The following is a 24,157-nucleotide window of genomic DNA, read 5'->3' as shown; positions in this document are numbered from 1 at the left end:
GCTATCTCGTTGTAAACGACACAAGAAAGCGCTGCTCAACTGAAACTGGGCTGTGTTACAATTGGTGCAGCTGAATAGATTCCATGACAATAGGACATGTTTTGACCTCGTCTTCATCAGAAAGTAATAAAAATCAGAACGTTGAATCTTCAACGTCATCAAAAGCCAATTCAACTTCATCAATCGCTAATTCACCTACGGCGCTACGTAATGCGTTAAACGACTGCATGATTCGCGATCGTTTTCGATTTAGTAAACGGATTGCTGGAGCAAGCAAAATCAAGAAGGAGTCGGCGCGTCACAGTGCGCTTGATGCTATCGCATTTGATATTGCAAAATCGATGATGGAAGCGCAAAGCCGCGCGGCATTTCATGCCAAAATTGAATATCCAGAGCAATTGCCAGTCAGTCAGAAAAAAGACGATATCGCTAAAGCGATCGCTGAAAATCAGGTGGTGATTGTTGCTGGTGAAACGGGGTCGGGTAAGACAACGCAGTTACCGAAAATATGCGCTGAACTTGGGCGAGGTAAATTTGGTTTAATTGGCCATACTCAGCCTCGTCGATTGGCTGCGCGCTCTGTGGCAAATCGTATTGCTGAAGAGATGGAAACACCGTTGGGTGATTTCGTCGGTTATAAAGTCCGTTTTAATGATGTGCTTTCTGATAAGACGCAAATCAAGTTGATGACAGACGGTATTCTATTGGCTGAGATTCAAAACGACCGTTTTTTGAATCAATATGACACCATCATTATTGATGAAGCGCATGAGCGCAGTCTGAATATCGATTTTATTTTAGGTTATTTAAAAGAGTTGTTGCCTCGTCGCCCAGATCTAAAAGTCATTATTACTTCCGCAACGATTGACCCCGAGCGGTTTTCAAAGCACTTTAGTGGCGCGCCAATCATTGAAGTGTCGGGGCGAACCTATCCAGTTGAGACGCGCTATCGCCCGCTAATGGGGGAGGAGGATAGTGATCGTGACCAACTGGCTGGGATTTTTGATGCCGTTGATGAGTTATGCGACGAAGGGTACGGGGATATCCTCATTTTTATGAATGGGGAACGCGAAATTCGTGATACTGCCGATGCGTTGAATAAACGTAATCTGAAATCGACCGAGGTGGTGCCGCTCTATGCACGATTGTCAGCAGGTGAGCAGAACAAAATCTTTCAGCCACACGCAGGCCGTCGTATTGTACTTGCCACTAACGTAGCAGAAACCTCACTCACGGTTCCCGGGATCAAATACGTTATTGACCCGGGGACAGCGCGTATCAGTCGTTATAGCTATCGCACTAAAGTACAGCGCTTACCGATTGAACCGATTTCTCAAGCAAGTGCCAACCAGCGTAAAGGCCGTTGTGGTCGTGTGGCCGAAGGTATCTGTATTCGTTTGTACTCCGAAGAGGATTTCAACGCCCGTCCTGAGTTTACTGACCCAGAGATTTTGCGCACCAACTTGGCGTCGGTTATTTTGCAAATGACCGCCTTAGGGCTTGGCGATATTGAAGCGTTTCCGTTTGTTGAAGCGCCAGATAAGCGCAATATTCAAGATGGTGTGCGTCTACTTGAAGAGCTTGGCGCCATTGATGAAAAAGCGCGTGACGTGAAAAAACGGCTGACCCCGATTGGGCGTCAGTTAGCACGATTACCGATTGACCCTCGTTTAGCAAGAATGGTACTAGAAGCACCGAAATTCGGCTGCTTAAAAGAGATGATGGTGATTGCGTCTGCACTGTCGATTCAAGATCCTCGTGAACGCCCAAGTGATAAACAGCAAAGTTCTGACGACAAACATCGTCGCTTTTTCCACGAAGAGTCGGACTTTTTGACCTTGGTAAATCTATGGGATTACATTCAAAAGCAACAAAAGTCACTTTCTGGAAATCATTTCCGTCGCCAGTGTAAACAAGATTATTTGAATTACTTGCGCGTGCGTGAATGGCAAGATGTCTATTTTCAAATTCATCAATCGATGCGCGAGATGGAGTTCAAGCTTAACGATGAGCCGGGCAGTTATCAGGGAGTTCACAGTGCGATTTTAGTTGGCTTGTTGTCGCATATTGGGATTAAGGATCAGGAAAAAAACGAATATCAAGGCGCTCGAAATGCGCGCTTTCATATTTTCCCAGCCTCAGGTTTGTTCAAGAAGCAGCCGAAATGGATCATGGCCGCTGAGCTTGTCGAAACGTCAAAACTGTGGGGCCGGATTATCGCCAAAATTCAACCGGAATGGATTGAGCCGCTGGCAAAACACTTAATTAAGCGCAGTTACAGTGAGCCGCATTGGTCGAAAAAACAGGCAGCAGTCATGGCGTATGAGAAAGTGATGCTGTATGGCGTGCCAATTGTGCCCAAACGTTTGGTTAACTACAGTCACATTGACCCTACTGTGTGTCGTGAACTGTTTATTCGTAGCGCGCTGGTAGAAGGTGAATGGGAGACCAAACACGCGTTTTTCAAACAAAATCGTAAGTTGCTTGAAGAAGTTGAAGAGCTTGAGCATAAGTCGCGTCGTCGAGATATTCTAGTAGATGACGATGAGCTGTTTGATTTTTACGATCAACGAGTCGACACCGATGTGGTCTCAGGCCGTCATTTTGACACTTGGTGGAAGCAGGCGAGCAAAGAAAACCCTGAACTGCTTAATTTTGAAAAAGCGATGTTGCTGCGTAATGACGCCAGCCACGTGACAGATTTGGATTATCCAAATTTTTGGTATCAAAATGACTTAAAGCTCAAGCTCAGTTATCAATTTGAACCCGGTGATGATAGTGACGGTGTCACGGTGCACATTCCATTGCCGATTCTTAACCAAGTTGAATCTGCTGGTTTTGATTGGAATATCCCAGGGCTACGCCATGAACTGGTGGTGTCGATGATCAAAGCATTACCAAAGACATTGCGGAAAAACTTTGTTCCAGCGCCAAATTACGCCGATGCATTTTTAGCGCGAGTGACGCCACTTGAACTTCCTCTTCTTGATGCACTTGAAAAAGAGCTGCGGAAAATGACGGGGGTTGAATTACTTAGAGATGACTGGAATTTAGCCCAAGTGCCAGAGCATCTCAAAGTGACGTTCCGTGCTGTGGATCACCGCAATCGTAAACTTAAAGAGAGCAAAGATCTTTATGCGCTCAAAGAGAGTTTAAAAGCGAAGGTGCAAGAGACGCTGTCTAAAGTCGCCGATGATGACATTGAGCAGCAAGGTTTGCACACTTGGAGTTTCGGTGAGTTGCCAAAAGTGTACCAGCAAAAGCGCGGCGGTTATGAGGTTAAAGCCTATCCTGCGTTAGTCGACGGTAAAGACAGTGTTGAAATCAAATTGTATGAGACAGAGCAAGAGCAGATGCAGGCCATGCGCGCAGGGCAGCGCCGGTTAATTTTGCTTAATGTGCCATCACCAATTAAATATTTGCACACGAATTTGCCCAATAAATCCAAGTTGGGACTGTACTTTAATCCTTATGGCAAAGTGCTTGATCTTATTGATGATTGTATCGCATGCGGCATTGATAAACTGATAGAAGAGCGCGGCGGTTTGGTTTGGCAACCCGAGCAATTTGAGGCGTTAAAGGAGCATGTGCGTGCCGAGCTGGGCGATACCGTGGTAGAAATCGCCAAACAAGTTGAGACTATTTTGACTACAGCATTTAATATCAATAAAAAGCTAAAAGGCAAAATTGACTTTACGATGGCTTTTGCGCTGTCAGACATTAAAGCGCAAGTAGAAGGTTTGATTTTCAAAGGTTTTGCAACCGAATGTGGCTGGCAACGTTTACCCGATATTTTACGTTACATGAAAGCCATTGAGCGGCGTATGGAAAAATTGCCGATTGACCCAAATAAAGATCGGCTGCATATGCTCAAAATTGAGTCTGTGGTACAAGATTATAGGGAATTACTCAATAAAATACCCAAAGGAATGGCGGTACCTGACAATGTGAAAGAGATCCGCTGGATGATTGAAGAGCTTCGAGTGAGCTTTTTCGCTCAGCAGCTAGGAACGCCATACCCGGTCTCAGATAAGCGAGTCAAAAATGCAATAGAGGCTTGTTAATCTCATTTAAAAATGGTCAATATTTTGGCGTGTTGACGGCACAAATGTTGCAGCACGTTCTGGCTATTTATGGTTTCACTGCCATTTGGGGATAAAGTTTGCCGCATTGAACATGAACGCGGCAACACTAATATAAGAAGGTTTATGATGAAAAAATCATTACTCGCGCTGGCACTATTTGGTGCATCAACCAGCGTATTCGCAGACTCTTGGATCTATGGTGGAGCGTCTGTCGGCGCGTCTGATTTTGATGGTAAGAGCGATACTGCCTATAACCTGCATGTTGGGACTGGGATTTTACCGATTATTGGTATTGAAGCCGGCTTGACGAACCTTGGTACTTTTGACATTAAAGGCAAAGACAATAAAATCACGACATATTACGCGGCATTAAAGCCAAGTATTGATTTGGGTCCACTGCATGTGTGGGCAAAAGGTGGTTTTCATGCCTGGGATAATGAAATCTCAGGCGCCGCAAATAAAGATGGTACTGATTTGATGTTCGGTGTCGGTGCAGAATATTTTGTATTTGGCCCAATTTCAGTTGGCGCAAGCTATATGAATTACACTATTGACAATAAAGAGGCGGAAACGTTTTCACTTAACGCGAGTTTCCATTTCTTGTAAATCTGACTTGCGAGTATTCTGTTACTCGTAAACCAGTCTAAAGGCAAAGATGATTAGCCGCTTTTTAATTAAAGCGGCTTTTTTATTTGCTATTTGTTGACCATAATTTAAAACGTGATGTCGATTCAGTGCGGTTGCGCATTTGTTGCAACAATTCACGTGAATTATATGATATTCGAAAGTGTTGGGTTGTGCTGAATGGATGTTTGTGTTGAAATGATGTGAAACTAAGTGAGTATTTTGTGAAAATACATCACGATGGACATGGAGCAAACAATGAGCACACGAGTTATGAGCAATAATAAACCGCTAATTGTCAGAAGTCTTACCTTTTTCCTAGCCTATCCAAGCATTGGATTTGCAGCCTTATCGCCCAACCCAATTGATACCAGCAGTGGAATATCCGTCACCCCTTATCTCAATCTAGAGTGGGCCTACGATGATAACTACACCCAATCATCGAAGCCAAACAGCTCACATATTTATAGCGCTTCGCCACGACTTGAATTTGTTGCTGAGCGAGGTGCAAGCAGTTTTGGCCTTGATGTAAGCTCAAGCAGTAATTTTTATTCTACTGACAGTAATTTCGATCACACCAATTTCTATGTCGATGCAAACGCGAATTTGGATCTCAATATTCGAAACCGTCTCATACTCAATGCCGGTTATGCCTATGAATATGACACGCCGGGATCGGGGGCGACAGAAGGGCTAGGAGATGTGATTAATGAACTGACCAAATATGACGATGTAACACTACAGGCGTTGTATCAATATGGCGCTGACGGTGCAAAAGGTCGTTTGTCGGTGTCTGGACAGTACTTTAAGAAACGTTATAAAAACTTTCGCCATATTGAGGGTGAATTTGCCAATCGGTCAACGCGTTTTAAGGATAATGACAAAGTGACTCTAGGCGCTCAATTGGATATTAACGCTCGCGATGATGTTTATTGGTTTGTCGATGTTTCCGTGGCAGACAGTAAGTTCCCAAATGATTCAATTCAAGATAATAAGCATTATCTCTACTATATCGGCACATCTTGGGATCTGACAGGTAAAACTCAAGGGAGCTTAAAAGTTGGTTGGCAGGATAAGAGATACGATACGACATACAGTGATTTTGACAGTTTATCGTGGAGTGTCGGTTTAACATGGACACCATTTGAACACTCAACCATTGGCTTTGACACTGGCAAGGTCGCAGAAGATCCGAGTGTTGGTAATGGGACCAATGACAGTACCAGCTACAGTGCGTATTGGAAACACAGTTGGTTTAGCGCCTTTAGCACTCGACTGGCAACCAACTATAAAGATGACCGATATACCGTGGGTGGTCGTAAAGATAAAACCCGAGGGTTTGGTGGTAGCGCGACGTATCAATTTAATCGTTGGTCAGAAATGACGCTTGGCGCAGACAGAACGATTAAAGAGTCGAATAGAGAGAACTTTGGTTATGACCAATGGATCACATCGTTAGCGCTTGTATTTACTATCTAACTGAGACGTGAATTATGAAATATTGGCAGCAAAGGATTGCTGTAATTATCACTGCGGTCTTAATTTTTATTAGCCACAACACGTTAGCGTCCGATGCAAGTGCTTATGTATTGGGCGCCGGCGACTCTATCTCTATTAGCGTCTATGACGAAGAAGAGCTGTCAATGGATCTTATGATTGATGCGAGTGGTCAGTTTGAGTATCCCTACCTAGGAACGATTATGGCAGCCGGAATGACCGTGCATCAGTTGCGTCAAGCGATTCATGATGGACTGAGAGGTGATTATTTAATCTTGCCGAAAGTACGAGTCAACGTCACGTCATTTCGTCAATTCTTCGTTAATGGTGAAGTTAAAAAGCCGGGAGGGTATGAATACCAGCCCGGTCTCACCGTTGACAAAGCAATAGCGCTAGCGGGTGGCTTTACTGATAGAGCGAATCGTAATTCCATTGAGGTGACCTCTACCGTAACGTTGGCTGATAAAGTGACGCGTAAAGCCCCGCTGACCGCAGCGGTAAAGCCTGGCGATATTATAGTTATCGACGACACCTTCTTTTAATGTGAAAAAAACCAGTACGAATTAACGCTGGATGAGTATAAATGGACGTTTCTCAAACACAAAAAAATAAACCAGATCACGATGAAATTGATCTGGGTAAATTGTTTCAAATTCTCAGGAAGAGAATTTGGGTTATTTTTCTTTTTACGTTACTTTGCGCAGCACTAGCAACATTGTTCGTGAAATCGATTCCGCCAGGCTACACAGCCTCGGCAACTTTGCTTTTAGATAGCCAGCAGAACAATACGGTTTCAATTGAAGATGTTGTTGGTGTTGATAATTCCAAAAAGGAATACTTTCTCACTCAACTAGAGATCTTAAAGTCAAATCAGTTGGCTGAGCGAGTTATTGCCCAGCTGCGCTTAAAAGATTTGCCTGAGTTTAATGGCTATCTTGAGGTTGACGATTCAAGCTTATTAAATCAAATTCAGAGTATCTATCGGTCACTTCCTGTCTATAAAGCCCTATTTGAAAGTGAGGGGCAGCAATTTGATCCCGCTTTAGAACAAGAAAAACTACGCCAGCGAGTGCTAAATAATTTTCGCGCTGGGTTAACCGTCGTATCGGTGGGTAAAACTCAGTTAGTAAAAATCAGTTTTACTTCGTTAGACGCTAAATTGGCGGCGAGAATCGCAAACGAAGTTGGGCATACTTATATCGATATGACGCTGGAGTCAAAAATTGGTGCCACTCAAGATGCGAGCTCGTGGCTCAGTCGTAGAGCGGAAGAGCTGAAATTACAGCTAGCGGAGTCAGAAAGGGCATTAACTGATTTTCTAACCAGCGAAGGTTTAGTCGACTCCAGTGGTATTGATAACCTTACATCAAATGAGCTTGCCGAATTAAGCAAAAAACTATCAGATGCTCGTAGTCGTAGAGTAGCGGCAGAATCGATTTTTCAAGTACTTAAAGACAACAGTAGTACCGATATCGTCGCAATGGCATCGGTGTCAGAGATTGCCAATCATCCTCAAGTCAAGAAGATGTTAACGTTAGAAACAGAGGCAGAAAATCGAATCAACGAACTCGCAAAACGGTATGGGCCGAAACATGACAAAATGATTCAGGCTCAATCTCAATATTCAGCGGTAAAAGCACAATCTGAGACTTTTATTCGCAAGCTTGCCAGCGGTATTGAACAAGAGTTAAAAAGTGTTCGCCAGCTTGAAGTCGCACTCAATAATGAAATGCTTGAGAAAAAAGATGAATTTCAAGAAATTGCCGTTAAAAGAGCGCGTTATGACATCTTAAAGCGCGAAGTTGCCACCAATCGAGAGCTATTTGAACTCTTTCTAACTCGGCAGAAAGAAACCAGCGCTACCTCTGACTTCACGCCTATCTCGGTACGATTCACCGATGAGGCACTAGTGCCCTTAGTGCCTTCTAAGCCGAAAAAGGCATTAATTGTTGTACTCGCATCTTTGCTAGGTCTTATGGTTTCTGTTGCTTCGACTTTGCTACTTGAAGTCTTTAGGAATACGTTTCAAGCCACAAATGATTACTCGGAAGAGTTTGGGCTTACGCCGTTAGGATGTGTTCCCTATGTCGCGAATGTAAAAAGCACAATTAATGCCGATTATTTTGCAAAGGACTTTAATCAACATAGTAAAACAGGATTCAGCGAAGCGTTTCAGAGCATTAGAACCTCATTACTAATTAATTATTTGAACTCGGACAAGAAGATTTATGCTGTGACATCTGCACTGCCCTCTGAAGGAAAAACAACCACATCACTAAATATTGGTCTGGCAATGGCGGCGTCTGAGAGAGTGTTATTGATTGACACGGATTTAAGACGGCCTTCTCTTGCAGGTCGATTTGGGTTGAGCAATACAGATTCAGGTCTTACGCATTATCTTCTTATGGGGCACGATATTGATAGCTGTATTCACCATATAGAAGCGCACAATATTGATGTTATGCCAGCAGGTTTTGTTGCACCGAACCCTCAGCAAGTCCTTTCATCGGAACGATTTGTTCAGTTATTAGATGATCTTGCCACTAAGTACGATAGAATTATTGTTGATACACCACCCATGTTGCTTTTTAGTGATGCGTTAACAGTATTATCATTGATCAAGAGCGTTATTGTCGTAAGCCGCATAAATCAAAGTAAAAAAGAGCAATTAAGACAAACTCTAGATAAGTTGTTTACCCACAACATTCATTTGGATGGTTTAGTTGTCAATGGAATAAAGCGCAAAAACGAAGAAAGTTACAGTTATTATTCAGAGTATCAATATCACTATCATAATGATGTATCGGGGAAAGCGTAATGATGCGCGCTGGAATTAAAGATAATTTTTTATTTTTTGTTCCATTAATATGGCAAAAAAGAGTGTTTCGAGCTATCGTTTTAATTGGGGTGCTCGGCATTATAATTGTGCCAGTTAATTTTGGACTAGCGAATGTTTTTTCTCAATTGGTCGCTTATAAGCATGAACGTTGGCTAGGTGAATACAATGTTAACTCAAAACCAGATCTCGAAGATATCAAGGGTGTAACAACGTTAGTTGAGTGGATGCGAGCATTGGATGAACAGCACCCACATTACCTAAGCTTGGCCAGTTCACATTATGTGTGGCTGTCGATCTTTAATCCGGTTGAAAAACGTTTTTATCTTGAGTTGGCATACGAATTGGAATTAAAAAGTGTTCAGCGGCGACCAACTTGGTTCATGTCTTATGTTAATTTAGCAAAAATTGGTTATTTTATAGGGCGTAATCCTGAACAATGGTTGATCTACGCAGAACGTTATGGACCACATTCAATTGAGGTAAAGTCGACTTACGTTAGTATTGTCTTTGAACACTGGCTTACAGCTGATAGTAATTTAAAAGCGGGAGCTACTCGTTCATTATTTTCACTGATTCGCTTTCAGCCGTCTTTAGCGACAAGAATTATTAGCGATTTATCCAACGATGCAAAGGATAGAGCGTGTCGTCTGGTCACAATGACACAAATAATATTGCCAGGATGTAATACCTAAGGGGTGATAGGTGTACGATATTCATGCTCATGTAATACCGAACATTGATGACGGACCAAAAGATTTCAACACGTCACTAGATATACTAAAAGAGATGTATCAGCAGGGTATTGAGGGGGTTATTGCGACACCGCATATTCGATTGGGAAAGTTTAATAATACAATATCTACCTTGTCCTCAGCATATCATCAGTTTTGTTCAGATCTTGGCGAGCGTCATGATATTCCCAAGTTAAAATATGCAGCAGAAGTTCATTTAACACCTGATTTAGTCCCGTGGGTAAAAAATAATAAAGTACCTTACTTAGCAAAAAAAGATCAAACTCAATATGTTCTTCTTGAATTGCCGGAAAATCATTATCCTAGTGGTACAAATCAACTCTGTAAGTGGTTGTTAAATAATGGCGTAATACCCGTCATTGCTCACCCTGAACGTTGCCGGTACTGGTATAACTCATCAGCCGGGATAAGCGCTTTAGTTGAAATAGGGTGTTTAATGCAAATTACCGCAAGTTCAATAATCGGCCGTTTTAGACAGGAAAGTATGGCTCTTGCCATGGGACTCATTGAGAGTAATAAAGTGTTTTGTATCGCTTCTGATACACACAATCTTACCCATCGATCATGTCAAATGCTTAGTGCTAGAGATAAAATTAACAATTATTTCGACAAGGAAATAGTCGATGATCTCTTTGTTAATAACCCCAAAATGTTGTTTGTAAATTGCATTAATGATTGTGCTTAAAATATTTATATCCAAGTGATTATCTATTTAACCACGCTTCACGAGGTTACTTGGCTGTAGAAATATGTCAGTGAAATATTATACGAGTTAAAAGGAAAGACAATGATGTCGATTAAACACAAAGTTTCGATGATCACAGCAATGGTACTGTTTTCATTACCCGCCATCGCTCAGGAAAAGGATAGCCTTAAAATTAATGTATTGACGCAAGCGCAGCAAAAGCAGCTGACTGATGCTGCAGCGGAATCGCCTGAAGCGCTGCAAGCGGTAATAAATGCCATGGTCGCAGCAGGTAATGTTGAAACAGTTGCTTCTGCACTGGCGTTTGCGGCTGAAAATTCGAGTGTTTCGGTTGAAGCGTTGGCACAAAGTGCGATTCAGGTAGCGCCAGAAATGGCGGTAGTGGTGGTTGAAGCGGCGGTGACTCAGACCGACGATCCTACCGCCATTATTGCGACAGCGATTCAAGCGGCACCAGAAATGGTCACCGCGGTTGTTGAAGTTGCCGTTGCACAAAGTGAGAACCCAGCAGCTGTTGTTGCTGCAGCTATTCAGGCTGCGCCTGAAATGACGGTCGCTGTTGTGGAAGTGGCTGTGGCTAATACCGATGATGCAGTTGTCGTGGTTGCGACTGCGATTGAAGCGGCACCTGAAATGACGGTCGCCGTTGTGGAAGTGGCTGTCGCTAATACCGATGATGCGGCTGCGGTGGTGGCTACGGCAATTGAGTCTGCTCCTGAGCTTGCCGTGGCGGTTGTTGAAGCCGCCGTCACCCAAACAGATAGTCCGGAAGCTGTTGTCGCAGCCGCAATTCAAGCAGCCCCTGAGGTTCAGACCGACATAGTTGAAGTCGCTATTCAGGCTGCACCTGAAGCTGCCACAGAAGTGTTCAATGCCGCTGTCGCGGTCAGTGATGACGCAGAGGCGATTATTGAGGTCGCCTTGGTCAATGGTGTTGACCCCACTGAAATTACTGAGGCAACGCCTGCTGCAGGTGTTGAGGGCAACGATGAAGCGAGCACCGAGGAGGCTGCAGAGGAGGCGGGCACTGAGGAGTCCGCTACTGACGAGACAGATAGCGCCGAGGAAGCCACATCTGAGACGCAAGCTAGTGATGATTCAACGTCATCAGATTCTGCAGAAAATGACAATGCGCAGCCGGATGCGACCGCGCCAACTGACACAAATAACGACTCAGGCAGTGATGTGACTGATGTTGCGCCGTCACAGCCTAATAATTCAGGTAACGACAGTGGCAGTAATGACTCTGGCAGTAGTGGTGACTCAGCTCCATCAACGCCGACGTTTCCTGGCACAGGCAGTGGTGGTAGCGGCAGCGGAAGTGGTGGTGTGGCTTCACCAAATTAATACGGTAAGAATGAGATAAGACACAATGTTATTAAAAAGACGTGTTGATTCTGTCATTTTTGCTTTGGTATTGGTAACCATTGTTTGGTTGCCAATACCATTGGGCTCAAATCGCCCGTGGGCTTGGTCCATTTTTCAAGTGATGGTGATTGTTCAGACTTGTGCTGTAATCTGGTGTTATCGCTCGACTATACCTTGGCGGCAAGTTAAAAGCATCTTGCCTTTGTTATTGCCGCTCATATTATTTCAAGGTTTTACAGCGTTCCAACTGGTCCCGTTACCGCTTGATTGGCTCTCTGCGCTATCGCCGAACTCAGCTAAGGCGTATTCTATATTTAATCGCGATTACGCCCCTATTACTCTCGATATTCATCATACTCAGTTGATGCTCATCTTGGGATTCGCGTACTGTTGTTGGGTATTGAATCTTTCGATTTTAATTGACCGACGCAGCAGGCTTTATGCGCTGGTTTTAGCAATTATTGTTTCGGGGACAATTCAAGCCTTTTATGCGAGTATGTTGGCGCTCAGTGACAGTTCCTCGAGCCCGATATTTGGTTTGCCAACACAAAATGGCGCAAATGGTTCATTCGTGTATCGTAATCACCTTGCTAATTATTTATTACTTTGTCTATCCCTGGGCATCGGTTTAATTGTTGCTCGCATGTCACATACAGGACCAGAGCGACTCTCGATGGCTGAGCGTATGCAGCGACTTATTGTGGTATTCATGAGTGATAAGATGATTGTGCGCTTAAGTCTGATCATTATGGTTATCGCCTTAATTATGACGCGCTCTCGTATGGGTAATACAGCATTCATGATGAGCACCGTTATGGCAACCTTGATTGCTTTTTTGTTTTATAAGAATAAGCCTCGAGCTCTTGTGGTGCTAATCATCAGTATTTTGGTCATTGACGCTCTGCTCGTTGGGGCTATTTTCGGTCTTGATACCGTAAAAGAACGTATTGATAAAACGGTAATTGCCTCTGAGGCTCGTCCGGAAATTGTGGCGTGGAGTTTACAAGCGATAGGTGATCATATCTGGTTTGGCTCCGGTGCGGGTTCCTTCTACAGTGTGTTTCCTGCGTACCATCAACAGACAATTACCCAATTTTTTGATCACGCCCACAATGAGTATATTCAGTTTTTATTCCAATCGGGAGTACTTGGAACGGCGATTTTGGTTTGCCCTGTTATCTATTGTTTGATGTTATCGATTCATACATTACGCACTCGACGAAGCGGCATGATGAAGGGGCTCTCACTAGGTTGTTTGATGGCGATGCTTGCCATGCTTATTCATATCTTGGTTGATTTTAACTTGCAGCCGACAGCAAACGCCGTGCTTTTCTTAACGGTTCTCTCAATAGTTTGTATTTGTGCAAAAATGCCTCGTGAAGGATATCAGCATTTCAGATAACGGTTTTTGTTCATGCCTCACATGCTTACATAACTTGCAGTTGTATACCCGTCCTACTTGAAGTTGCAGCGGTGTTGACGGGCGCTCGCAAACCTCATCACATAGCTTGTCTATGCTCAGAGGCTTTGTTCTCTGGTCGCCTACCTGCATCTTCAAGTTGTTTGGGTATAGCCTTTTTATTGACGATTGAGAGCCACTCAATCGTCAATTCCCCGTCTCACTGACAAACCAAATCATTCTCGCTAAACCTCGCATCTGTAAGTTGCGTGGGTTTCGCAGTTACCCCAGCTCTTTCTGCTTTTATGATACAGATTGCATTTTTTAACATGAGTTGATCGATAAAATTATAACCACGAAAGAGAGTGATACTCTCTCTTGGTAAAACAAACTTACAAAAATGTACACTCACGAGTTTACTTTCTTTGAGAGAGCAATAAAATAAACTCATGAGTTTACTTTTGTGTGGCATGTTGTCGCATTTCAACGCGATTTCCGATCGCCTTAGATGAGGTCTATAAAACCATGAGTCTATTTTCGTTAACGCCGAGCTTATTTCAGCGACCCGCTCTGAAGCGATGCTACCTAAATGGTAAGCGAACGTTTTTGTTCACTGCAGTGAGTGCCTCTATTTTATTAGCGACAGGGTGTGGCCAGGAGCCAGAATCCGATGTCGTTGTCGCACCTGTGATTAAGCCCGCTCTTATTGAAGTCATTACTGCTCAGCGTGGAGCGGATCTCAGTTTTAATGGTGTTGTTAGGGCGGCAGAGCGGGCCGATCTTTCGTTTCGCACCAGTGGACTGCTAACGGATGTCAATGTCAAAGAGGGCGATCAGGTCAAGCAAGGGCAGTTATTGGCACAGTTAGATGACCGCGATGCAAAAACAGCGTTGCAGTCTGCTCGTCTTGAACTTGATAACAGTAAGGTTGAATACGACAGAGCTCGCGCGATCTACAACAAGAGCAAAGCGATTGCTAAAAGTGATTTAGATGCCATTACAACGCGTTATAACTTAGCAAAAAACCATGTTGCTGAAGCTGAGCGCCGACTTGAATACACTCGATTGTATGCGCCATTTGATGGAATTATTGGGCGGAAGCTGAGCGATAATCATGTTCAAATTCAAGCTAATGCGCCCGTTTTCACTCTGCACAATCTCGATGATCTTGAGGTCGTTATTCAGATACCTCATAGCGTGATCTTAAATGGTCAGAAAGAGGGGAATGTTGAAGCTGAGCTTACCGCAATTCCTAATCAGCGCTTCCCGTTATCACTGCGCACCTATGCCACTCAGGCAGACGCTGTGACACAAACGTATTCTGTTGTGCTCGGGTTTGACGATCTTAAAGGCTATCGGGTGTTGCCTGGAATGGCCGTCAAGGTCATGCCGGTCGCTAATGAGGCTGACACTGATAATCTTGTGACTATCACCGTACCGCTTACGGCTTTGGTGCCGGATAATCAAGGTGGCCAATTTGTTTGGGTTGTCGATGAGCAAAATAAAGTACAACGCCGCGCGATTGAAATTGGTGCTTTGAATCAAGATCGCGTGGAAGTAAAAGCCAATTTGCAACGTGGTGAAAAAGTCATTATTGCCGGTGTGTCGAGTGTACAGGAGGGGATGGAAGTTCGCCCCTACACTGATGAAGGCCGTGGAGAGTAATGATGGACTTAGCACGCATAACACTGGCAAAACGCACCAGTGTCTGGGTAATGATTGCCCTTGTACTCATTGGTGGCTACATCAGTTACCTCAAACTCGGTCGATTTGAAGATCCCGAATTCGTTATTCGGCAAGCGATGATTTATACCCCATATGAAGGGGCAACCGCACAGGAAGTCGCAGATGAAGTCACTGACGTGATTGAAGGTGCAGTACAATCTTTGCAAGAGCTAAAAGAGGTGCGCTCGGTTTCAAAACAGGGCATGTCTGAGGTGACTGTTGAGATTAAACTTGAATTTGCGGCTAATGCAAACGAACTGCAGCAAGTTTGGGACAAACTGCGGCGAAAGATCAGCGACGTACAACGCTCTTTACCGCCAGGTGCTGGGCCAAGCATTGTAAACGACGACTTTGCTGATGTGTACGCGCTCTTTTTTGCCGTCACAGGGGAAGGGTTCAGCGATAAACAACTGCAAGAGTACGTTGATGAACTGCGCCGTGATTTGGTGCTTGTGCCTGGCGTGGCAAAAACCGCAACACTGGCTGAGCAGCAAGAAGCGATTTTTATCGAGATGTCTCGCGAGCAGCTAGCAAACTTTGGCGTGTCAGCACAGAAAGTGTATCAAGTGCTACAGAAACAAAATATGGTCACGGTAGCGGGTAGTGTTGCAACCGACTCTATGCGTATTCCGGTGATCCCGAGCTCAAACATTGATTCATTTACTGATCTAAAGAATCTGCAAATTGCGGTCGGTGATAACAATACTGTGCTGCGTTTGGGCGATATAGCGAATGTGGTACGAGGATATCAAGAACCCGCGACCATGTTGATGCGATATAACGGTGAGCGCGCTATTGGCTTTGGCATTTCAAATGTTTCCGGCGGAAATGTGGTTGATATGGGGGATGCGGTAAAAGCGCGCCTTGCCGAGCTTGAGGGGCAGCGTCCTCTTGGAATGGAATTGCATGTCATCTCAATGCAGTCAGATTCGGTTCGCGCGTCAGTTGCAAACTTTATTGACAACCTGATCGCTGCTGTCGTGATTGTGTTTGTTGTACTGTTAGTCTTTATGGGGCTTCGCTCAGGCATCATCATTGGATTTGTTTTGCTGCTTACGGTTGCTGGTACCTTATGCATCATGCTGATAGAAAATATCGCGATGCAGCGGATCTCTTTGGGTGCTTTGATCATTGCGCTTGGCATGCTGGTAGACAATGCCATTGTTGTGACAGATGGCGTATTGGTGCGATTGCAACAAGACCCGAATGAAGATCGAGCAAACATTGTCTCTGATGTGGTGCGCTCAACCCAATGGCCGCTGCTTGGTGGCACAGTGGTTGGTATTTGTGCTTTCAGTGCAATTGGATTGTCGCCATCGGATATGGGAGAGTACGCCGGTTCGTTATTTTGGGTGATTCTTTATTCGATGCTGCTGAGTTGGCTCTTTGCTGTCACTGTGACACCCATGCTTTGTCATGACTTCCTCAAAGTGAAACCAGTTGATCCTAATCGTAAGCCGAATGCTATGGTGGGTCTGTATAAGGGTTTATTAACTTGGGTATTACGTTATCGATTGATAAGCACGGCTGCAATTATTGCTTCACTCTGCGCTGCGATTTGGGGCGTTCAGTTTGTGCCTCCCGGCTTTATGCCCGACTCCCAGCGGCCACAATTTGTGGTAGACGTCTTTTTACCTCAAGGGAGTGACATCAAGCGAACTGAGGCGGTGATCGCTGAGATTGAGCAGGATGTAAAACAGCAAGAGGGCGTCAGTAACATTACCAGTTTCATCGGTGGTGGTGGTTTGCGCTTTATGTTGAGTTATTCTCCGGAAGCACGAAACAGTGCTTATGGGCAGTTGCTCATTGATATTGACGACTATAAAAAAATCGCGCCTCTGATCACGACGCTACAAAACGAGCTTGATGAAAAATACCCAGATGCCTCAATCAAAGTTTGGAAGTTTATGCTTGGCCGTGGCGGCGGTAAAAAAATCGAAGCGGGTTTCCGTGGACCAGACAGTCAAGTATTGCGCCAGTTAGCTGAGCAAGCGAAGGCGCTAATGCACGCTGATCCTAATTTGATTGCCATTCAAGACGATTGGCGCCAGCAAGTGCCAGTGCTTCGTCCCGTCTATTCCAGTGAAGAAGCGCAGCGATTTGGTTTAACAACGCAAGAGATAAACGGCGCTATCGAGCAGACGCTAGCGGGTAAAAATGTCGGTGTTTATCGCGAAGGGGATGATCTCATTCCTATCATTGCGCGCGCGCCTGAATCTGAGCGTCAGCATCAAAGAGCGATAGAAAACAGTGAGGTCTTTAGCTCAGTAACCGGAACCTTTGTTCCTGTGAGTCAATTGGTCGAATCGGTCGATCTTGAATATCAAGACGCCATGTTACGTCGTATCGATAGAATGCCCACTTTACTGGCACAGGCAGATCCTGCCCCTGGTGTATTAACCGCTGATGCGTTTAATTCTATTCGCGAGAAAATTGAGGCAATGACCCTGCCTGCGGGCTATGAACTGACTTGGTATGGCGAACATAAAGCTTCAAAAGAGGCGAATGAAGGTATAGTAATTTCCGCGCCGTATGGCTTCTCGGCAATGATTCTGGCGGTTATTTTCATGTTCAATGCAATTCGACAACCTTTGGTTATTTGGCTTACTGCGCCCTTGGCCCTTATCGGGGTAACCGTTGGCCTGATATTGTTCCAGACTCCGTTTGAATTTATGGCAATTTTGGGCTTCCTAAGTTTGATTGGTATGATGGTCAAAAATGCGATTGTTTTGGTTGATCAAGCGGATGTTGAAATCAGCCAAGGAAAAGCGGGGTTTGACGCGATTATCGATGCCGCATTGAGTCGTGTGCGGCCGGTTATGCTGGGCGCTTTGACCACAATATTGGGTGTAGCGCCATTATTGATTGACCCGTTCTTCAAGAGTATGGCGGTAACCATAATGTTCGGTTTGTTGTTTGCTACCATATTGACTCTAGTGGTTATTCCGCTTTTTTATGCGATGTTTTTTCGTATTAAAGTCGCACGCTAGTTAAGCCTGTATACCCAAACAACTTGAAGTAGGAAGGGTATAAGTCAGTGTATAAAAGCCTCGGTCACTATTGATGCCGAGGCTTTTTTATAACTATCCCCGTCCTACTTGAAGCTGCAGCGTTGTTGACTGGCACTCACAAACCTCATCATATAGTGTATCTATGTTCACGAAGTGTACAGCGGCTTTGTTTGCTGGTCGCCTACCTGCACCTTCAACTAGTTTGGGTATAGATCTAACAGCAACGGTAAGTTGTCTGGACATGAGTAACGGATGAGATGCGTGCGATCACAAAATAATCAAATCCCATTAACGTAAGTCATCGTATCTATACGTGCGTATTAGCGCCTTGGTCTTTAGTGACTGTTTCTTTTTGTTCTCATTGATTTTATTTTTAATTATTTGATTTTAAAAATAAAAAATTATGTTTCGTGAGTTTTTCTCCAATCAAATAACCATGCCTAACATTATCTTACGCATTAATACGTAATACTAAGGTCGATATTGATGCTTTTTTTGTTACTGACTGTATTGGCGCTGTGCGTGTTCTTGCCAATGTTTTCAACCTATTTACTCGGCATAGTGAACGCTCTGGTCTGCATATACCCAAACAACTTGGAGTTGCAGCTAGGCGGCAAACAAAGCCTCTTAGCATAGATTGACTATGTGATGAGGTTTGTGAGAGCCAGCCAACAACGCTGCAATTTCAAGTGGAAAGGGTATAACCAGCATTAACGTGACGAAAGGATGAACATAATGAGCGTAATTCAACAATTATTACAGCGAGTTTGGAAAACAATAACCAAAACCACAGTAGTAGCCACTATTTTGACATCGTTAGTTGCCACTAACGCATTGGCGGCAGATAAAATCTATCGTTTGAAGCTTGCAGAGACGTGGGGACCTAATTTTCCTATCTTTGGTGATGCCACTAAAAATATGGCAAAAATGGCGAAAGAGATGTCCAATGGTCGACTCATTATTCGTATCGACTCTGCCAATAAGCATAAAGCCCCATTGGGTATTTTTGATATGGTGAAATCAGGCCAGTATGACATGGGCCATTCAGGTTCTTATTACTGGAAAGGGAAAGTGCCTAACACACTCTATTTTACATCGATGCCGTTTGGCATGTTGCCAACCGAGCAGTACGCTTGGTTTTACCATGGCGGTGGTATGGAGTTAATGGAGCAGGTTTACGCCCCTCATAACTTGTTGTCATTCCCAGGCGGAAATACTGATACTCAAATGGGCGGTTGGTTTCAAAAAGAGGTTAATACAGTTGCTGACCTTAAAGGGTTAAAGATGCGTATTCCTGGATTTGCAGGAGAAATTTTAGCTGAACTCGGTGCAAAACCAACTAACATTGCACCGGGCGAGCTCTATACATCACTTGAGCGCCGAACGATTGATGCACTAGAGTGGGTGGGTCCATCGTTAGATTTGCGCATGGGCTTTCATAAAATCGCACCTTATTATTACACCGGCTGGCACGAGCCGGGTACGGAACTGCAGTTTTTGGTTAATAAACGTAAATTCGATAGCCTTCCAAAAGATCTACAAGCCATCTTAACCATCGCCATGAAAACTGCGGCTTACGATATGTACACTCAATCAAAGCACGAAAGCGGCAAAAACTGGGCCTCAATTCAGCAAGATTATCCAGATGTGAAAGTGAAGAACTTCCCAGAAGAGGTGATGGCGGCATTGAAAACGGCGAATACCAAATTACTTGCTAAGCACGCTGAAGGAAACCCATTAGCGGCGGAAATACAGCAATCACAAGCGGACTACATCAAACAAGTTCGCCCTTGGTCCACCATTTCTCACGGTGCTTATCTTAATAGCCAAGCAGAATAACCTATCCCTTCCTACTTGAAGTTGCAGCGTTGTTGACAGGCACTCACAAACCTCATCACATCATTTATCTATGTTAATGAAGTGCTCGAAGGTTTTGCTCACTTGTCGCCTACCTGCAACTTCAAGTTGGTTGGGTATAAATACCTAACTGTGTAATTTAGGGTGGGTTATTCATCAATAAGCAGAGTGAGTGGTGTATTCACTCTGCGTTATAGGCCAATACAAATGAGAAAACTGATATACATTGAACGCTTATTCAATCGAATTGCCGACGGACTAGGTTGGCTGTCGAGCATGTTGTTTTTATTACTGCTTATAAATGTGACCTACGATGTTGTGATGCGCTATGCATTTAATGACGTGTCTATCGCATTTCAAGAATTGGAATGGCACCTGTTTTCTGCGGTATTTTTGCTTGGCGTACCTTATGCCATTAAAGCTGGTGGGCATGTTCGAGTAGATTTATTCTATGAACGTTTGTCGACAAAAGCGCAAGCGATCATTGATATTTTAGGCACCACAATATTTTTAATTCCATTTTGTCTTTTGGTCGCTTTCTACGGCATTGACTTTGCAAAAGAGAGTTACCTTCTTGGAGAAACGTCAGGCGATCCTGGCGGGCTTAGTCACCGGTGGATTATTAAGGCGATGATACCACTTTCATTTTTCTTAATGGCACTCTCAGGTGTCGGCTTGATACTTCATTCACTTAATAAAATTTTTAATCCATATCTGATGCATCAACCGTCAAATAGGTCGTAGAGGAGCGGGCAATGATCGGAATAATTATGTTTTTTGTCGCGCTGTTTGCCTTATTACTAGGCTTTCCAGTTGCGTTTACATTTGGTGGCATCGCACTTATTTTTGGCGTGTGGGCTGAAGGTTGGGAAATGTTTGCTTTTATGCCGTATCGCATCGAGTCCATTATGCGTAATACGGTATTGATGGCAGTGCCACTCTTTGTTTTTATGGGTTTAGTGTTGCAAAAAACGCGACTTGCTGAACAGCTTTTGGAGTCGATGGGACGCCTTTTTGGTGGTGTGCGAGGCGGTATTGCCATCTCGACCGTATTAGTAGGCGCATTACTTGCAGCCTCTACTGGCGTGGTGGGAGCATCAGTGGTCGCAATGGGACTGATCTCTCTTCCTGTGATGCTTAAATACCAATACGACAAAGGATTAGCCTGTGGCACGATTTGCGCATCTGGCACGCTCGGGCAGATTATTCCGCCATCCATCGTATTAATTTTATTAGGCGATGTGCTTGGCGTCCCCGTTGGTGACTTGTTTCAGGCAGCGATCTGGCCAGGGGTGATTTTGGTCGGTGCGTACATTATCTACATTCTTATTTACGCAAAAATCTATCCTAGCGCTGCCAGAGCAATGGAACGTGACCCCTCAATCAGTCGACAAGCGGAAGTGCGTAATGCGTTAAAAGCGGTCATTCCGCCACTTGCACTTATTATCGTGGTTTTAGGGTCAATTTTTGCAGGAATTGCGACGCCGACAGAATCAGCTGCTTTGGGTGGCGCTGGTGCGATTGTATTGGCAATTGTGTATCGGCAATTTAGCTGGCGAATGATTTATGATGCAGCAAAAGAGACCGTGAAAGTCACGGCGATGGTATTTGCTATTTTACTCGGAGCGACAGCCTTCTCAATGGCTTTTACTTATACAGGCGGTGACTATTTAGTCGAAGAATGGATGTTACAAATTCCTGGTGAAAAGTGGGGCTTTTTAATTATCACCATGCTAGTGATCCTAATTTTAGGCTTTTTTATCGATTTTGTTGAAATCTGCTTTATTATCGTGCCAATTATTGCACCCGTCGCAGAGTTAATGGGCTTAAATATGGCGTGGTTTGCCATTTTGATCGCAATGAATTTACAGACATCATTTCTAACGCCTCCATTTGGTTTTAGCTTATTTTACTTAAAAGGCGTAGCACCAAACGGTGTCACAACTCGCGATATCTATCGCGGTGTGGTGCCCTTTATTTTGATACAAATTGCAGTATTGGCGTCAATATTATTCTTCCCACAATTTTATGGTTTTTAGGTAAAAATCAAACCTGTGATGTGGGTGTTTAAATTTTGTTAATTATACCGTTATACTTTTTCCTCTTGGAGTCACTTAGGTATATCTAGATATACGAAGTGCTGCTTTGTTCGTTTGTCGCCCGCCTGCATCGTCACGTGGTTTGACTATAGCAATGTCCTAGCCGAATGGCTGTAGGGGAATGAAAGGTGAGTCATGCCATTAAAAGTCAAACTTATCCTATTAGCGCTCGTGCCATTGCTTTTGGTCTCTGGTGGGATAAGTTGGATTTCCATTTATCAAGCCCGCTTGTTAGGTGAACGCGAGATAGCGATTTTTGAGAAAAGCTTGATTGCCTCACACGAGCGAGCACTCAAAGATAGTGTTGATTTAGCAATGAGCGCTATCGCACCGATATACACAGAAAAATCACTACCCAAAAGTGAAGCTCAGCAAGCAGTTCGCAACATATTGACTAATATGCGCTTTGGCGATGATGGTTATTTCTTTGTATATGACCGTTATGGGGTCAATATTGTTCATCCAGTTCAGCCTCAATTGGTTGGAGAAAACCTTCTTAATCTTCAAGATAAACAGGGTAAATATTTAATTCAGTCGTTACTGCAGCAGGCGCAAGCAGGCGGTGGATATGAACAGTATTTATGGCAAAAGCCCTCGACAGGTGAGACGGTGTTGAAACTCAGTTACGTACGGTGGCTGGATGATTGGCAGTGGATGATTGGAACGGGGCTCTATTTTGAGGATGTCAGTCAAGAAGTGGCGGCAATGCATGCAGTGATTCAGCGCAATATTGAGACGACATTCTTTTCTGTCGTGGTGATCTTATCGGTGATGGTTGCTGTTATTGTTGTCATAACCCTGGCTATTAATATGCATGAGCATAGATTGGCCGATCGTAATCTGAAAGAGCTATCTTACCGCACCGTAATGTTTCAAGAAGATGAAAAAAAACATCTTGCGCGAGAGCTGCACGATGGGGTTAATCAACTGTTGGTATCGAGTCGTTGTCATTTGGAGCTTTTGAGTGACAAACTGACCGATCCCGTAATGAAAACCCATTTGCAAAAATCACAATACTCATTAATTACGGCGATCAATGAAGTGCGTCACTTATCTCATCAGCTTCGCCCTAGCGCATTAGATGATATTGGGCTCGAAGCTGCGTTGGCGACCTTGTTATCCGATTTTCGTTCACATTCTGGTATCGAAGTTGAATCTTATCTTGAGATGCAAGGGTATCGACTGAAATCTGAAGTAACGACCACTTTATATCGAGTGACGCAAGAAGCGTTAAATAACATTGAAAAACACGCAAAAGCGCGTTGTGTTGTGGTGAATTTACAGCGGCTGCAGAATATTTTTCAATTAATGATCCGCGATGATGGTATTGGTTTTGACCCTCATAATCGAGCAATGAAGCAGGGCATCGGTTTGCGTAATATGCAAGAACGGGTCGAGTTTATCGGCGGCGAGTTTGAACTGGTTAGTGAACCCGGGCTTGGCACTGAAATTACGGTTATGCTCGAGTTAAAGGAACAACATTATGGATGAATCAATCAAAGTTGTGCTAGTGGATGATCACCAAGTCGTTCTCGATGGTTTTTCTGCTCGATTAGAGTGGGAGGTGGGAATTGATGTGATTGGCACCGCCAGTAACGGCTTAGAGGCAGTCGATACTGTTGCTAGGCTAAAGCCGGATGTGATCCTAATGGATATTAGCATGCCGATAATGAATGGTATTGAGGCAACGAAGCTGATTCGCGAGTCAAATCCAGAAGCCAAAATATTGATGCTCACTATGCACGATAAGCGGGAATACATCATGGAAGTGATGCAGGCTGGTGCCTTGGGTTATATGCTCAAAGAGATCTCTGCTGAAAAAATGGTGCAGGCGATTAAAACGGTTCATCAGGGGGCGACGTATTTCTGCGAGTCAGTAGCACAAACACTATTTACGCAAGAAGTGATACCTAAAGTATCAAAGTCGAATCCATTAAGCCGCCGCGAAGAGGCCGTATTGAAATTCGTTGCTCAGGGCCATAGTAGTAAAAAGGTCGCTTCTCTTTTAAACATTAGCTACCGTACCGTCGAAACTCATCGACAAAATATTAAGCACAAGCTCGATATTCATAGCACCGCTGAGCTTGCTAAATACGCACTAGAAGCTGGGTTGATTGAGTAGGGTATATACCCAAGTAACCTCAAGATGCATGGTTCAGCGAGAATGACTTGGTTTGTCAGTGAGGCGAGGATTT

16 protein-coding genes are annotated in these 24,157 nt (G+C 44.1%); all 16 read left to right on the top strand.

All coding sequences use genetic code 11. The features are described 5' to 3' along the window. Positions 1-83 precede the first annotated feature (83 nt). The 16 genes from hrpA (at position 84) to HGP28_RS15960 (ending at position 24,084) form a co-directional block, all read left to right on the top strand. On the top strand, positions 84-4,064 hold the full coding sequence (gene hrpA, locus HGP28_RS16035; protein WP_168837486.1) for an ATP-dependent RNA helicase HrpA: 3,981 nt from the start codon (positions 84-86) through the stop codon (positions 4,062-4,064). A gap of 147 nt (positions 4,065-4,211) precedes the next feature. After that, the gene (locus HGP28_RS16030; protein ID WP_168837524.1) at positions 4,212-4,691 is read left to right on the top strand and encodes an outer membrane beta-barrel protein; all 480 of its coding nucleotides are present in this window, start codon (positions 4,212-4,214) and stop codon (positions 4,689-4,691) included. Positions 4,692-4,967: 276 nt separating this feature from the next. Next, the gene (locus tag HGP28_RS16025; RefSeq protein WP_168837485.1) at positions 4,968-6,188 is read left to right on the top strand and encodes an outer membrane beta-barrel protein; all 1,221 of its coding nucleotides are present in this window, start codon (positions 4,968-4,970) and stop codon (positions 6,186-6,188) included. 14 nt (positions 6,189-6,202) lie between these two features. Then, positions 6,203-6,748 (top strand): polysaccharide biosynthesis/export family protein, encoded by a 546-nt coding sequence (locus HGP28_RS16020; protein ID WP_168837484.1) that lies wholly within the window; start codon positions 6,203-6,205, stop codon positions 6,746-6,748. Positions 6,749-6,789: 41 nt separating this feature from the next. Continuing rightward, positions 6,790-9,024 (top strand): GumC family protein, encoded by a 2,235-nt coding sequence (locus tag HGP28_RS16015; protein ID WP_168837483.1) that lies wholly within the window; start codon positions 6,790-6,792, stop codon positions 9,022-9,024. Further along, complete coding sequence (locus HGP28_RS16010; RefSeq protein WP_168837482.1) at positions 9,024-9,737, top strand: hypothetical protein; 714 nt, start codon at positions 9,024-9,026, stop codon at positions 9,735-9,737. The genes HGP28_RS16015 and HGP28_RS16010 overlap by 1 nt, the downstream gene beginning before the upstream one ends. 10 nt (positions 9,738-9,747) lie before the next feature. Next, on the top strand, positions 9,748-10,482 hold the full coding sequence (locus HGP28_RS16005) for a CpsB/CapC family capsule biosynthesis tyrosine phosphatase (RefSeq protein ID WP_168837481.1): 735 nt from the start codon (positions 9,748-9,750) through the stop codon (positions 10,480-10,482). 102 nt (positions 10,483-10,584) lie between these two features. Further along, positions 10,585-11,850, top strand: a complete 1,266-nt coding sequence (locus HGP28_RS16000; RefSeq protein WP_168837480.1) for a hypothetical protein — start codon at positions 10,585-10,587, stop codon at positions 11,848-11,850. 25 nt (positions 11,851-11,875) lie between these two features. Beyond that, the gene (locus tag HGP28_RS15995; RefSeq protein ID WP_168837479.1) at positions 11,876-13,273 is read left to right on the top strand and encodes an O-antigen ligase family protein; all 1,398 of its coding nucleotides are present in this window, start codon (positions 11,876-11,878) and stop codon (positions 13,271-13,273) included. 522 nt (positions 13,274-13,795) lie between these two features. Then, positions 13,796-14,935 carry an efflux RND transporter periplasmic adaptor subunit gene (locus tag HGP28_RS15990; RefSeq protein ID WP_168837478.1) on the top strand — a complete coding sequence of 380 codons (1,140 nt, stop codon included), beginning with the start codon at positions 13,796-13,798 and terminating at the stop codon, positions 14,933-14,935. Positions 14,936-14,937: 2 nt separating this feature from the next. Continuing rightward, positions 14,938-17,985 (top strand): efflux RND transporter permease subunit, encoded by a 3,048-nt coding sequence (locus HGP28_RS15985; RefSeq protein ID WP_168837523.1) that lies wholly within the window; start codon positions 14,938-14,940, stop codon positions 17,983-17,985. Between the two features lie 756 nt (positions 17,986-18,741). Then, positions 18,742-19,845: a TRAP transporter substrate-binding protein gene (locus HGP28_RS15980; protein ID WP_168837477.1), complete on the top strand. Its 1,104-nt coding sequence runs from the start codon at positions 18,742-18,744 to the stop codon at positions 19,843-19,845. Positions 19,846-20,070: 225 nt separating this feature from the next. Beyond that, positions 20,071-20,607 (top strand): TRAP transporter small permease subunit, encoded by a 537-nt coding sequence (locus HGP28_RS15975; protein ID WP_168837476.1) that lies wholly within the window; start codon positions 20,071-20,073, stop codon positions 20,605-20,607. An 11-nt stretch (positions 20,608-20,618) separates the two neighbouring features. After that, positions 20,619-21,902 carry a TRAP transporter large permease gene (locus tag HGP28_RS15970; protein WP_168837475.1) on the top strand — a complete coding sequence of 428 codons (1,284 nt, stop codon included), beginning with the start codon at positions 20,619-20,621 and terminating at the stop codon, positions 21,900-21,902. 195 nt (positions 21,903-22,097) lie between these two features. After that, the gene (locus HGP28_RS15965; protein WP_168837474.1) at positions 22,098-23,453 is read left to right on the top strand and encodes a cache domain-containing protein; all 1,356 of its coding nucleotides are present in this window, start codon (positions 22,098-22,100) and stop codon (positions 23,451-23,453) included. Further along, positions 23,446-24,084, top strand: a complete 639-nt coding sequence (locus tag HGP28_RS15960) for a response regulator transcription factor (protein ID WP_168837473.1) — start codon at positions 23,446-23,448, stop codon at positions 24,082-24,084. Before HGP28_RS15965 ends, HGP28_RS15960 begins: the two co-directional genes overlap by 8 nt. The last annotated feature ends 73 nt before the right edge of the window (positions 24,085-24,157 follow it).

The organism is Vibrio agarilyticus (assembly GCF_012641465.1).
Classification (GTDB): domain Bacteria; phylum Pseudomonadota; class Gammaproteobacteria; order Enterobacterales; family Vibrionaceae; genus Vibrio; species Vibrio agarilyticus.
Note: the sequence above shows the minus strand (reverse complement) of the source record. Positions and strands in the feature narration are given on the sequence as shown.